This is a genomic window from Brevibacillus fulvus (genome assembly GCF_016908525.1).
GTDB classification, from domain to species: domain Bacteria; phylum Bacillota; class Bacilli; order Brevibacillales; family Brevibacillaceae; genus Brevibacillus_G; species Brevibacillus_G fulvus.
This window is the reverse complement of the sequence record NZ_JAFBEB010000005.1, coordinates 144,109-157,148: the sequence shown is the minus strand read 5'-3', so window position 1 is coordinate 157,148 and position 13,040 is coordinate 144,109. Positions and strand designations below refer to the sequence as shown.

Genomic DNA, 13,040 nt, shown 5'->3' with positions numbered 1-13,040 from the left:
GGCTTATCATCAGACCTGGAAACGGCTGAGGACAGTTTGCAAATCATAGGCCATCCGTTGCAAATGGCTGGTGGCAGCGACGATCTGCTCGAGGCTGACGTGCTGCCCGCTGACATTCTCGGAGACATCCTGGGTAGCGGCGGCAGCCTGTTGCGCAACTTGATCGATAGAACGAATGGCGGCAACGCTGTCTTGGGTCTGTCTGACAATCTGTTTTGTCTTGGCCGACACCTCGGCGATTTGTTGCGCCAATTCTTCAACGGAAGTTTGAATGCGCCGAAAAGCTTCTCCAGCTTGCGAAACAACCTCTATCCCGGTCTGCACCTCTCTGCTGCCGGCTTCTGCCGATTCTGCGACATCGGACGTTTCCTTGCGAATGCTGGCGATCAATGCCGTAATCTCGTCCGCTGCCCCGGAAGTTAGCAGCGACAGTTTGCGGACTTCTTCGGCTACCACAGCAAATCCTTTTCCGGCGTCCCCGGCTCTGGCAGCCTCGATGGAAGCGTTCAGCGCCAACAGGTTGGTCTGTTTGGCAATGGTTGTAATGGCAGCTGCGACAGAACCGATTTCCTCGGAACGAGAGCCAAGCTGGTGAACAGATTCTGAAAGCCCTTTCATTTTTTGCTGAATAAAACCCATTTGCCGGCTGGCTACTTCGATGCTTTGCTTTCCGTCACCAGCAGCCTGGAGCGCAACCGTTGATTGATCAGTGGCGGTTTCAGTCAATTCGCCAATCTGCTCAACCGATCGCGCCATTTCTTCAATCATGGCCAAGCCTTGCTGAACACTGGACAGTTGCGTCTGGCTCCCGGCAGAAATCAACTGCACAATTTGGGTAATTTGTTCCGAGGATGCATTGACCTGGTTGGCGTTGCGATTGAGCTGTTCAGCAGCTCCGGCCACCTGTGCGGCATTGTCGCCGACCTGACTGATAATGTGATGCAGATTTTCTTTCATTTGATTAAAAGCAATCGCCAAATGGCGAAACTCGTCGCGGTTTTTCAATGAGATGTCAGCGATGGACAGGTCGCCGGCGGCAATTTTCTTCGCGGTGTCCACCATCAAGCGGATCGGTTTGACGATCATTCTGGACAGGATCGCTCCGATCGTCAGGGCGAGCAAAAGGGCAATTACGCCAACGCCGGCCAATGTTTGGGTAGTTGTCGCAACCAGCAGTTGATTGCGGGCAGTCTCAGCCGCCATCACGTCTTTTTCCAACTGCTGCATCTTGGCAGCCGCCTGCGACAACGTATCTGTCGAAGGAATCGCCCAGAGGAGCGCTTCCGATTTGGCCAGTTCCGCTTCGTTCCGCTGCAAATAATCGGCGACTTTGGCCACAAGCCGGGCGAACGTCTCATTGGAATCTGCCATTTGGCTAATCAGCTTCTGCGTCTCGCTATTCTCGGTCAGCTTGTCCATCTCGCTGATCAGGCGGGACAATTCCTGATTGGTTGTTTTCAGCTGGGTTTCCCTTTCCGCAGAAGGGTCGACCAGATAGCGGAACAGCAGGCTGCTTTGCAATTGCGTATAATATTGGATGCTGGAAGCCTGTTGCAAAACGGCCGAATTGGATTGCAAAAGCCCGCTGTAAGAGGAATCGATTTTTTTCAGAAAGGTGTAAGAAAGACTACAGGTAAAGCCGACCAGCAGGGAGACGATCAAAAATGTGCCGATGATTTTGCGGCTAAGCGAAAAGGCAAGCGAGTTTTCCTTGATTTGGGTTTGCTTCTGTTTAAAAGGTTTCATCGTTAATGCCCCCTTCATCCGGTGAAAGTAGTAGTCCATTCAGTCTAACCTTTTCCCTTATAATACCAAATACATAAAACAATTCCATAAATTTTGTAAGCGCTTAAAAAGTTGCGGTTCCAAGCGTTCTCTGGTAAAAAAATATTGAAAATTTCTGCGAATCGTTCTATTATTGTTATAATATAATTAATTAATTTAATAAAGTATATATTTTGCTTTTTCATCCTCAGCAGCTAAAGGAGGCCGTTCGATATGGCAGAGTTACGCTTTAACCCCTTGCTTCGGGATTGGACAATGGTGGCATCGAACAGACAGCATCGGCCGCATATGCCAAAAGATTTTTGTCCGTTTTGTCCCGGCTCGGGCAAAGTGCCGGATGACTATACGGTTTACAAATATGATAACGATTTCCCGGTTCTCCGGCCCGACCCGCCTGAACCCGACCCGGTTGAGACATCCTTGTACAAGGCGGCGAAGTCTTATGGGAAATGCGAAGTCATTCTGTATTCGCCGGATCATCATAAAACATTGCCGGAGCTTTCCGTTGAGCACATCGGGGAACTTGTTGACCTTTGGTGTGAGCGCTTTCAAGAACTGTCGAAAGACCCGCGGCATCAGTATATCCTGATTTTTGAGAATCGCGGAGAAGAGTGCGGCGTGACCATGCCGCATCCGCATGGGCAAATTTACGCCTACTCGCAAATGCCGTTGAAGATCCAGCGTGAATTGGAGAGCTGCAAAATTCACCATGAGACAGCGGGCACCTGTCTGCTGTGCGATATGAACCGTGATGAGCAGGAGTTTGGGCAGCGGGTCATTATGGAAAACGAGCATTTTATCGCTTATATTCCGTACTTTACCGACTATCCGTACGGTGTTTTTATCGTCAGCAAAGGCCATAAAACGGCCATTACCGATTTTACTGTCGAGGAACGGGTCAGTTTGGCCGAAATCCTCAAACATACGACAGGTGCGATGGATGAGCTGTTTGAACGTCTCTTCCCATACATGATGGTTATTCACCAACGGCCGGTAAACGGGGAAGACGTGGAACCGTACTACCATTTCCATATCGAGTTTTACACACCGCTTCGCGAAAAGGACCGGTTAAAATATTACGCTTCCTCCGAAATGGGAGCTTGGGCCGCCGCCAATCCGTCAGCGGTAGAGGAAACAGCCCCCAAACTCCGGGCGGCTTATCAACGTTACCTACAAAAGCAGGTGAAATGAAATGGATTATGCACAAATGCGCAAACAGTTTGCCGATGAGTTTACGCAGACGGAAGGCATCCGCGTGTTTTTCGCTCCGGGCCGCGTCAACTTGATCGGCGAACATACTGACTATAACGGTGGATATGTGTTTCCGGCCGCATTGACCTACGGGACGTGGGCATTGGTCAGACCGCGACAGGATGGAGTGTATCGGTTTCGTTCCACCAATTTTCCGCAGAAGGCAGATTGTTTGTTGAGCGATTTGCGATATAAAAAGGAAGACGGCTGGACCAATTATCCAAAGGGCGTTTTAAAGGAATTGCTGGAACTGGACAGCGAACTCGCCCAGCGTTTGACCGGGGCGGATTTTTTGTTCCACGGCAACATTCCGATCGGAACCGGTCTTTCTTCGTCGGCATCGATTGAATTGGCTACCGCATTGGCTTTGGCTCGACTGGCAGACAGCGACTTGCCGATGCTGGAGCTGGTGAAACTGACGCAGCGTGCCGAAAATCGCTTTGTCGGCGTCAATTGCGGCATTATGGACCAGTTTGCGATTGGCATGGGCAAACGAGGGCATGCCGTTATGCTGAAATGCGACACCCTCGACTATAACTACTATCCATTGAAAATTGACGGGTACAAACTGGTGATCACCAATACGAACAAACCGCGGGGCTTGGCTGACTCCAAATATAATGAACGCAGACAAGAGTGCGAGCAGGGGCTTGGTTATTTGCAGGCAATTTGGCCAGAGATTCGCTCGCTCGGCGAGGTGAGCATGGCCCAGTGGGAGCAGCAGCGGGATACCGTTCCGGATGAAATCGTCCGGCGACGGGTCGAGCACGTGATCAGCGAAAACGAGCGGGTCGTCCGCGCCGGTCAAGCATTGGAACAAGGCGATCTGGAGCTGTTTGGCCAGCTGATGAAACAGTCTCATATGTCTTTGCGGGAGCTGTATGAGGTTACGGGAGCTGAGCTGGATGCTCTCTTTGACGCCGCCGTCGATGCACCGGGCTGCATCGGCACAAGGATGACAGGAGCCGGTTTTGGCGGATGCAGCGTAAGCCTGGTCGAAGAGAAAGAAGTGTCGCATTTTCAAGAGGTGGTGGCCGGCCAATACACTGCGAAGACAGGGTTGGTTCCGACATTTTACGTGTGCGACAGCAGCGATGGAGCGAAGGAGATCACGGAGGAGGCAGAAGGATGGCTATTTTAGTGACCGGCGGCAGCGGATATATTGGCAGCCATACGGTAATGGAATTGCTGGAACAAGGCGAGGAAGTGATTGTCGCAGACAACCTGCGGACAGGTCACCAGGCCGCTGTTGCCGGCGGGACTTTTTACCACGGCGATTTGCGCGACCGCGCCTTTTTGCAGCAAGTTTTCAAACAGCACCAGATTGAAGCGGTTATTCACTTTGCGGCGAACTCGCTGGTGGGCGAAAGCGTGCAGATTCCGCTGGATTATTATGAGAATAACCTGATCGGTTCCCATACGCTGGTGTCGGTAATGCTGGAGCATGGTGTGAAGAAAATAGTCTTCTCTTCTACGGCCGCCACTTACGGGGAACCAAACCGCGTGCCTATTTATGAAGATGATCCGACCGCTCCCACCAGTCCGTACGGCGAGACGAAATTGGCGATGGAAAGAATGTTTCATTGGTGCGATCAGGCTTATGGACTGAAATCGATCTCCCTGCGCTATTTCAATGCCGCCGGTGCTCATCTGTCCGGCAAGATCGGTGAGGACCACCAACCGGAAAGCCATTTGATTCCGATTATTTTGCAAGTGGCGCTGGGCCAGCGGGAACATATCGCCATCTTCGGGGATGATTACCCGACAGAAGACGGCACTTGTGTCCGCGATTATATTCATGTGATGGACTTGGCCAAAGCGCATTGGCTGGCACTGGAACATCTGCGCAAGCAAAACCAGAGCAACATTTTCAATCTTGGCAACGGCAAAGGCTTTTCCGTCAAGCAGGTGATCGAAGAGGCCAGACGCATAACCGGCCATCCGATCCCGGCGCAAATTCATCCGAGACGAGCAGGGGACCCGGCCGTGCTGATCGCCTCAGCGGAAAAGGCGCGGAGAGAGTTAGGCTGGACGCCGCAGTATTCCGATCTCGAGACGATTATCAAATCGGCCTGGAGTTGGCATCAGGCTCATCCAAACGGGTTTCAAAGCTAAGGAGAAGGAGGTTAGGTTAGACAATGGTCAGTCAACCGCTTGAGAAGTTACGCGTATTTTTGTCCGAACACAATCTTGACGGCGTGTTGTTTCGCAAACGCAGCAATTTTTCCTGGGTGACAGGCGGCAAGGATAACCATATTGTGCTTTCCACCGAACTGGGTGCTGTCGATTTGCTGATTTTGCAGGAAAAAAAGATATGTATTGCCACCAAAATGGAGGCAGCGCGAATACAGGAAGAGGAATTGGCCGGTCTGGGCTACGAGTTTGTGACGCCGGAATGGTACGAAGGGCAAGATGAGGCAATCCGGCGGTTATGCAACGGAAAAAGAATTGCCAGCGATGTGCCGTTTGACGGACTGCGGGAAATGGGGCAAGCACTGGCACAGTTACGATATACATTGACCCGTGAGGAACAGGTCAATTATCAATGGTTATGTCAGGCGACGGCAAGGGCGGTGGAATCGACCTGCCGGGAAATCGAACCGGGCTGGAGCGAGCACGAGATCGCCGCGCACATGGCGGCCAAGGTGCTGAAACAAGGCATTCAGCCACAAGTGATTCTCGTATCGACGGACGACCGCGTCTTCAAATACAGGCATCCGATTCCGACAGAGAAAAAGCTGGAGAAGTATGCGATGCTCGTCTTGTGCGGTGAAAAAGGGGGGCTGGTGGCCAATGTGACGCGCTTTGTCCATTTTGGACCGCTGCCTGCCGAATTGGCGCAAAACCGCCTCAAACTGGCGCAAATTGACGCCGCGATGAATGCGGCGACAAGGCCGGGCGTGTTGATTAAGGACGTATTCGCTCGCGGACTGGAAATGTACGCTGAAGTCGGTTATCCGGAAGATTGGCGTTTTCTTCACCAGGGAGGGCCAACCGGTTATGCTTCCCGCGAGTTTTTGGCCGTGCCGGATGTGGAAGGCGTCGTGCAGCTTCATCAGGCGTTTGCCTGGAATCCGGCGATTCGCGGCGTGAAGTCGGAAGATACTTTGTTGGTAGGCGAAGAGGGGAACCAATTTTTGACCGAGACTGGTGAATGGGTTTATATTGAAGTAGAACAAAACGGTGCGAGATATCGACGTCCGGATATTTTGGTACGTTAAGTCCACTACAACAAGAGAGAGGAGGGGAAATATGGTAAACGGGATGGTAGGCAGCTTTCAGTTGATGAAATCACTCAACAAATCGTTAATTTTGAACGTGATTCGCACTGAAGGCCCTATTTCGCGAGCGGAGATTGCCAAGAAAACAAACCTGACCCCTCCCACTGTTACCAACATAGTAGGCGAGCTGTTAGAATCCAATCTCGTGGTGGAAAGCGATTTGGGCAATTCCACAGGCGGCCGCAAGCCGATTATGCTGCGGATTAACTCAACGGCCTTTCAAGTAATCGGTATCGATGTGGCCATCAGCCATATTCGAGTGATCGCTATTACGTTGGATGCCCAAATTATCCAATCGTTGAAGATCAAATTGCCGTCAAACCTGACCAATGAAATATTGCTCGATCTTTTGATTGATGCCGTGAACCAGATTATCCAAAAGGCTGATTTGCAGCAGCAAAACATTATCGGGATCGGCGTCGGAATGCACGGTCTGGTCAATCCTGATGAAGGTGTTTCCATATACGCCCCTAACTTGCATTTGCGGCAAATCCCGATCCGGCAGGCGCTTGAGGAAGCGTTTCAAATTCCTGTGGAAGTGGAGAACGACGCGAGAGCGATGGCTTTGGGGGAAAGCTGGTTTGGCAATGGGCAAGGTGTGGAAAATTCCGTGTCCATCTATGTCGGAATGGGGGTTGGCGCCGGGATTATTTTGAACCACAAGCTGTATCGCGGAGCCAGTCATACCGCTGGAGAGATGGGACATACAACGGTAGATGCCAATGGACCGAAGTGCAGCTGCGGCAATTATGGCTGTCTGGAAGCGTTGGTGGCAGGACCGGCGATTGTCGCCCGAACGCAAACAGCTTTGCGGGAGGGACGGGAGAGCATCATTTTGCAGCTGGCAGAAGGAGATTTTGACAAAATCAGCGGTGAAATCGTCTATCAGGCTGCGCTTCAGGCAGATCCGCTCGCTTTGGAAATTTTGCGCGACACGGGACGGTATTTAGGGATTGGCATTGCCAACATTATCAATACCTTGAATCCGCAAAAAGTCATTATCGGCGGTGGCGTATCCAAATCCGGCGAGTTTATTCTCGAAGCGCTGCGGGAGCAGGTTCAGCGTCGGTCACTGGAAACGCCGTGCCAGGCGGTCACGATCGAAACGGCGAAGCTGGGCGGGCACGCTACTGCAATCGGGGCGGCCACGCTGATTCTCAGGAATTTGTTTGCGCCTGAATTCAGCTGACGTATTTTTAGCCAAGATTTGAGCGTGGGCAAGCGCTGCCAAATCGGCTAAAATAAAGTCCTGCAATTAAGCCAAAAGAACTGGGGAAGTTGGGAAAAAAGCGGGTCTTTTCCGCTTTTCCCGAGTGTGCATGCCTAGGAAAAAAGCAGTTGACAGAAAGTTGGGTCTAGTTGTACGATATAGTAAATTAATTTAATTAAGTCTGATAAGGGGGATGTTTGAGAGACAAAAAAGTCGATTGATTTTTTCTCCTTTTTAGAAAACGTTTACAACCCATTGTTTTACAGAATTTCAATAAATAAACCAGGGGGTCTTTTTATGAAAAAGTTGATTCCAATTGTGATTGCCAGTGCAATGGTAGCGCTCGCAGGCTGCTCGGGGGCAAATACTGCCAGCACAAATGAAAGCGGTTCCAACAATGGCGGCGGTGGCGGCAGTGCGGCGGCTCCGGCGAAACCATCGATCGGTGTCGCGATCTACAAATTCGACGATACGTTTATGACCGGTGTGAGAAACGCGATTTCCGATGCCGCTGGAGACAAGGCTGATGTTGAGATCGTTGACAGCCAGAACTCCCAACCGACGCAAAATGACAAGGTTGACTTGTTCATTACCAAGCAGGTTAATGCAATGGCAATCAACCCGGTTGACCGCACAGCGGCCGGCGTGATCATCGACAAGGCGAAAAACGCAAACATTCCGGTTGTGTTCCTGAATCGCGAACCTTTGCCGGAAGATATGCAAAAATGGGATAAAGTTTACTATGTAGGAGCGAAAGCGGAAGAATCCGGCACCATGTCCGGCGAATTGATTGCCGATTACTTCAAGTCCCATCCGGAAGCGGACAAAAACAAGGACGGCGTACTGCAATATGTCATGCTGAAAGGTGAACCGGGCCACCAAGACGCTGAGCTTCGTACCAAATATTCGGTCGAAGCGATTGAAAAAGCAGGAATCAAAGTGGAAAAACTGGCTGAAGATACCGCAATGTGGGATCGGGTAAAAGGTCAGGAGAAAATGGCTGCTTTCCTTGCTTCCCATGGGGATAACATTGAAGCGGTGCTCGCCAACAATGACGATATGGCGTTGGGAGCAATTGAAGCTTTGAAAGCAAAAGGCTATTTCAAAGATGGAAAATACATGCCGGTAGTTGGGGTTGATGCCACCGCGCCAGCATTGCAAGCGTTGCAAGAAGGTACGATGCTGGGAACCGTGCTGAACGATGCCAAAAACCAAGGGATCGCTACCTTTAATCTGGCAAACGTACTGGCTCAAGGACAAACTCCAAGCAAAGACAACATTGGTTACGAGCTCACTGACGGCAAATATGTCTGGATCGCCTACAAAAAGATCACCAAAGACAACATTGCCGACGCGCAATAATCATTACAACGGTTTCACACAGATATAAGAGCGGGAGCAGGGGAGTGATGAGAGAACTTTCGTTGCGACCTTGCTCCTTCGCTTGCAGTCAGCAGCCCGGAGTGAACAACCGACGAGTAGAAGCTGACTCATTAACTGTATTGGTATGGAAACACTGAAGCAGTTCAGCATTCAAATCATGGGAGGGAGTACCATGGCTGAGCATCCATATTTGCTTGAAATGAACAACATTTCCAAGGAGTTTCCGGGAGTCAAAGCGCTGGACGATGTTACCTTGAAAGTTCGCCCGGGCACTGTCCATGCGTTGATGGGCGAAAATGGCGCCGGAAAGTCGACGCTGATGAAATGCCTGTTCGGAATCTATAAGCCGGACGCCGGGGAAATTTTTATTAACGGGCAAAAAGTCGAGATCAACAATTCGAAAGCAGCCCTTGGCCATGGAATCTCGATGATCCACCAGGAGTTGCATCCGGTTCCGCACCGCAGTGTAATGGAAAACGTCTGGTTAGGGAGATTTCCGCTGAAAGGGATTGGGCCATTCCGTTTTGTCGATCACAAAAAGATGTATCGGGACACGGAAGCGCTGTTAAAACGTCTGGAGATCGACTGTAAACCGGATACCATCGTCGGCAGTCTGTCGGTATCGAAAATTCAGTCGATTGAGATTGCCAAAGCGGTTTCCTACAATTCCAAGATTATCGTCATGGATGAGCCAACATCATCTTTGACCGGAAATGAAGTAGAGCATTTGTTCAAAATTATCGACAGTTTGAAAAAACAAGGGGTTTCGATTATTTATATCTCCCACAAGATGGAAGAAATTTTGCGGATTTCCGATGATGTAACCATTATGAGGGACGGCAAATACATCGGTACGTGGCCTGCGTCGGAATTGACAACCGATTTGATCATTTCGCGAATGGTTGGCCGCGATCTGACCCAAAGATATCCGGAACGGACCAATGTTCCTGGTGATGTCATTTTGAAAGTGGAGGGACTCACCTCTCCCATCTCCAAGTCGTTTAAAGACATCTCCTTTGAATTGCGCAAAGGTGAAATACTTGGCATCGGCGGTTTGGTTGGGGCGCAGCGCACCGAATTGATTGAAGCGTTGTTTGGATTGCGGGCGATTCAATCCGGCACGATCTCGATCAATGGAAAACCGGTAAAGATCAAGTCGCCGGAAGATGCGAAGAAGCACAAGATGGCGCTGCTTACAGAGGAACGTCGGGTCACGGGGATTTTTCCGGTATTGTCTGTGTTGGAAAATACGGCGATCGCCAATATCTCCAACTATGAAAAACCATATCTTCTCCTTGATGAGAAGAAACGCAGAGAAGATGCGATCAAAAGCATTGAAATGTTCCGGGTGAAAACTCCTTCTTACAAGGCTTTGATCCGAAACTTGTCCGGCGGTAATCAGCAAAAAGTGTTGCTGGCCAGATGGCTTCTGACAGAGCCGGATATATTGATGCTGGATGAGCCTACGCGCGGAATCGATGTTGGCGCCAAATACGAAATCTATACCATCATTGCCGACCTGGCCAAACAAGGGAAAAGCATTATCATGATCTCTTCGGAGATGCCCGAGCTGTTAGGGATGTCCGACCGGATCATGGTTATGTCGGAGGGAAGGCTAACCGGAATTTTGGATGGAAAAAGTGCCACAGAAGAAAAAGTCATGCGCTTAGCCGCTCAAATGGCCTAATGAAGGAGGGTAAATATGGATACACAAGCGAAAAAAGTACAAAGTTTTTTTTCCCGCAATGCCATTTATATCGTGTTGATTGCCTTAATCGTTATCATCGCCATTTATGATCCACGCTTCTTGTCCGTCACGACCATTCGGGACATTTTGCTGCAATCTTCTACCCGGGCAATCATCGCACTGGGCGCAGCGTTCGTCCTCATTACCGGGGGGACAGACCTTTCAGCCGGTCGTGTGGTCGGTTTGACCGCTGTTATTTCGGCTTCCATGCTGCAAGTACAAGACTATCCACGCCGATTCTTCCCGGACCTCCCGGAACTTCCGCTGTGGGTGCCAATTGTTTTGGCCATTTTGGCAGGTTTGATCGTCGGCCTGATCAACGGAATTATTGTGGCGAAGTTTAGTGTACCGCCGTTTATTGCGACTTTGGGTACGATGGTTGCGGTATTAGGGGCCAACTCGATCTATTTCGATATGAAGCCGAACGAATCCCAGCCAATCGGCGGTCTGCGTTCTGATTTTACGACTTTAGGTTCCGGTTCAATTGGTTCAGGTCCTTATTCGATACCTTATATCGTCATCATTGCGATTGTTATCGCCTTGATCGTCTGGGTCATCTTTAACAAGACCCGCATTGGGAAAAATATGTACGCCATCGGGGGTAACATTCAAGCTGCCACCGTGTCAGGGATCAACGTGGCGCGCAACCTGATCTACATCTATGCCATCGCGGGAGCCTTGTACGGATTGGCTGGCGTGTTGGAATCAGCGAGAACCGGCGGTGCCACAAACAACTATGGAAATATGTATGAGCTGGATGCGATTGCCGCCTGCGTCGTTGGTGGCGTGTCTACTTCCGGGGGAATTGGTACCGTGCCAGGGGTGCTTGCTGGCGTGTTGATTTTTGGTGTCATCAACTACGGTCTAACTTTTATCGGGGTAAATCCATACTGGCAATTGATTATTAAAGGGTTGATTATCGTTGCTGCGGTTGCATTCGATATTAGAAAGTACCTGGCAAAAAAATAATTGACCAAACATGGGCTCAATCAGACCGGCGATGATGGCCGCATGATTGAGCCTTTTGAATTTTTGGAATAAACGATTGACTAAAACATACTTATGTAGTAGGATTACTATACAATTGAACAGACCTTATCAAGAGAGGTGGAGGGACTGGCCCGATGAAGCCCGGCAACCGCTAGCTTGTCTAGTAGATGGTGCCAATTCCAGCAGAGCCGCGGGTTCTGAGAGATAAGACAGAAGCATGTGCACACTTCTTCTTGTCGAAGAAGTTTTTTTATTATCATCTGCCTGGTCAGGGCGATGAAAACACCTATTTTTGACAGGTTGGGGGAGAGACAGGATGAGATTTGGCTTTTGGTTGCCGATTTTTGGCGGCTGGTTGCGGAATGTGGAAGACGAGCAAATGCCGCCAACTTTTGATTACGCCAAAAAAGTGATTCAGTCAGCGGAAACATGGGGATATGATACGACCTTGATCGCAGAGTTGTATCTGAATGATATTAAAGGACCGGATGCCGATTCGCTGGAAGCGTGGTCGACAGCGGCGGCTCTGGCGGCAGTAACAGAAAAAATCGAGATTATGACTGCGGTTCGTCCGGGTTTTCACAATCCGGCAGTCACAGCGAAAATGGCAGCCAATATTGACCAGATCAGCAAGGGACGGTTCACCCTCAATGTTGTTTCGGCCTGGTGGGAAGAGGAAGCAAGACAGTATGGCGGCATTTTTACGGAACATGATGAACGATATGAACGGACGAAAGAATTTGTTGATGTCTTAAAAGGAATGTGGACAGAAGAAACATTCACATATAAAGGAAAATATTACGAGATTCAGGAAGCGAAGCTGGAGCCAAAGCCGGTGCAGCGGCCCAATCCAATCCTGTACGCCGGCGGAGAGAGCGAGCGGGGAAAACAGACGATTGTCTCTTCCTGTGATGCTTATGTGATGCATGGCGGTACAGTGGAGGAAGTGCAAGCCAAAATCGCCGACATGAAACAGCGCAGGGAAACTGCGGGTAAACCGCCGTTCGCTTCTTTTGGCATGGCGGCTTATGTCATCTGTCGGGATACAGAGGCTGAAGCGTTCGCCGAATTGGAGCGGATAACCGATGTCAAAGAAAATGACGGTTATGCCGGATTTAAAGATTTCACCAGCAAATCCCAATTGGAACAACAGATTCAGCTGCGTGATTACTCGGTTTCCAATCGCGGATTGCGCCCCAATCTGATCGGTACTCCGGAGCAAATCGCCGAACGGATTGTGCAATATGAAGAGGCAGGTCTCGACTTGCTCTTGCTGCAATTTTCGCCACAGCTGGAAGAGATGGAGCGGTTTTCCCAGCAAGTGATGCCGCTCGTTGACAGGCTGCGCGCAAAGGTATAACCCGGTTTTGTAAGAATGAGAGCAACCATCAAG

10 protein-coding genes and 1 riboswitch are annotated in these 13,040 nt (G+C 50.2%); of the genes, 9 read left to right on the top strand and 1 reads right to left on the bottom strand.

Annotated elements, in window-relative coordinates:
- Positions 1–9: 9 nt before the first annotated feature.
- Entirely contained in the window at positions 10–1,746 is a 1,737-nt protein-coding gene (locus JOD01_RS09280) for a methyl-accepting chemotaxis protein (RefSeq protein ID WP_204518041.1), read from the bottom strand.
- 252 nt (positions 1,747–1,998) lie between these two features.
- Here JOD01_RS09280 and galT point away from each other — a divergent pair, with 252 nt between their 5' ends.
- From galT to JOD01_RS09235, 9 genes are all read left to right on the top strand, one after another.
- Positions 1,999–2,976: a galactose-1-phosphate uridylyltransferase gene (gene galT, locus JOD01_RS09275; RefSeq protein ID WP_204518040.1), complete on the top strand. Its 978-nt coding sequence runs from the start codon at positions 1,999–2,001 to the stop codon at positions 2,974–2,976.
- 1 nt (position 2,977) lies between these two features.
- The gene (locus JOD01_RS09270) at positions 2,978–4,177 is read left to right on the top strand and encodes a galactokinase (RefSeq protein WP_204518039.1); all 1,200 of its coding nucleotides are present in this window, start codon (positions 2,978–2,980) and stop codon (positions 4,175–4,177) included.
- On the top strand, positions 4,165–5,151 hold the full coding sequence (galE, locus tag JOD01_RS09265; RefSeq protein WP_204518038.1) for a UDP-glucose 4-epimerase GalE: 987 nt from the start codon (positions 4,165–4,167) through the stop codon (positions 5,149–5,151). Before JOD01_RS09270 ends, galE begins: the two co-directional genes overlap by 13 nt.
- 23 nt (positions 5,152–5,174) lie before the next feature.
- Positions 5,175–6,257 (top strand): M24 family metallopeptidase, encoded by a 1,083-nt coding sequence (locus tag JOD01_RS09260; protein ID WP_204518037.1) that lies wholly within the window; start codon positions 5,175–5,177, stop codon positions 6,255–6,257.
- Between the two features lie 31 nt (positions 6,258–6,288).
- Positions 6,289–7,506, top strand: a complete 1,218-nt coding sequence (locus JOD01_RS09255) for an ROK family transcriptional regulator (protein WP_204518036.1) — start codon at positions 6,289–6,291, stop codon at positions 7,504–7,506.
- A gap of 318 nt (positions 7,507–7,824) precedes the next feature.
- Positions 7,825–8,889: a galactose ABC transporter substrate-binding protein gene (locus JOD01_RS09250; protein WP_204518035.1), complete on the top strand. Its 1,065-nt coding sequence runs from the start codon at positions 7,825–7,827 to the stop codon at positions 8,887–8,889.
- A gap of 193 nt (positions 8,890–9,082) precedes the next feature.
- A complete protein-coding gene (locus JOD01_RS09245; protein WP_204518034.1) occupies positions 9,083–10,597 on the top strand; it encodes a sugar ABC transporter ATP-binding protein in 1,515 nt (504 codons plus the stop codon).
- 15 nt (positions 10,598–10,612) lie between these two features.
- Complete coding sequence (gene mglC / locus JOD01_RS09240) at positions 10,613–11,626, top strand: galactose/methyl galactoside ABC transporter permease MglC (protein ID WP_204518033.1); 1,014 nt, start codon at positions 10,613–10,615, stop codon at positions 11,624–11,626.
- A gap of 123 nt (positions 11,627–11,749) precedes the next feature.
- Positions 11,750–11,858, top strand: a riboswitch (SAM riboswitch).
- Positions 11,859–11,963: 105 nt separating this feature from the next.
- The gene (locus JOD01_RS09235) at positions 11,964–13,007 is read left to right on the top strand and encodes an LLM class flavin-dependent oxidoreductase (RefSeq protein WP_204518032.1); all 1,044 of its coding nucleotides are present in this window, start codon (positions 11,964–11,966) and stop codon (positions 13,005–13,007) included.
- Positions 13,008–13,040 lie beyond the last annotated feature (33 nt).

Excerpts from the sequence above, each read along its gene's own strand:
- JOD01_RS09280 (WP_204518041.1), bottom strand. The coding sequence starts at position 1,746 with ATGAAACCTTTTAAACAGAAGCAAACCCAAATCAAGGAAAACTCGCTT.
- galT (WP_204518040.1), top strand. The coding sequence starts at position 1,999 with ATGGCAGAGTTACGCTTTAACCCCTTGCTTCGGGATTGGACAATGGTG.
- JOD01_RS09270 (WP_204518039.1), top strand. The coding sequence starts at position 2,978 with ATGGATTATGCACAAATGCGCAAACAGTTTGCCGATGAGTTTACGCAG.
- galE (WP_204518038.1), top strand. The coding sequence starts at position 4,165 with ATGGCTATTTTAGTGACCGGCGGCAGCGGATATATTGGCAGCCATACG.
- JOD01_RS09260 (WP_204518037.1), top strand. The coding sequence starts at position 5,175 with ATGGTCAGTCAACCGCTTGAGAAGTTACGCGTATTTTTGTCCGAACAC.
- JOD01_RS09255 (WP_204518036.1), top strand. The coding sequence starts at position 6,289 with ATGGTAAACGGGATGGTAGGCAGCTTTCAGTTGATGAAATCACTCAAC.
- JOD01_RS09250 (WP_204518035.1), top strand. The coding sequence starts at position 7,825 with ATGAAAAAGTTGATTCCAATTGTGATTGCCAGTGCAATGGTAGCGCTC.
- JOD01_RS09245 (WP_204518034.1), top strand. The coding sequence starts at position 9,083 with ATGGCTGAGCATCCATATTTGCTTGAAATGAACAACATTTCCAAGGAG.
- mglC (WP_204518033.1), top strand. The coding sequence starts at position 10,613 with ATGGATACACAAGCGAAAAAAGTACAAAGTTTTTTTTCCCGCAATGCC.
- JOD01_RS09235 (WP_204518032.1), top strand. The coding sequence starts at position 11,964 with ATGAGATTTGGCTTTTGGTTGCCGATTTTTGGCGGCTGGTTGCGGAAT.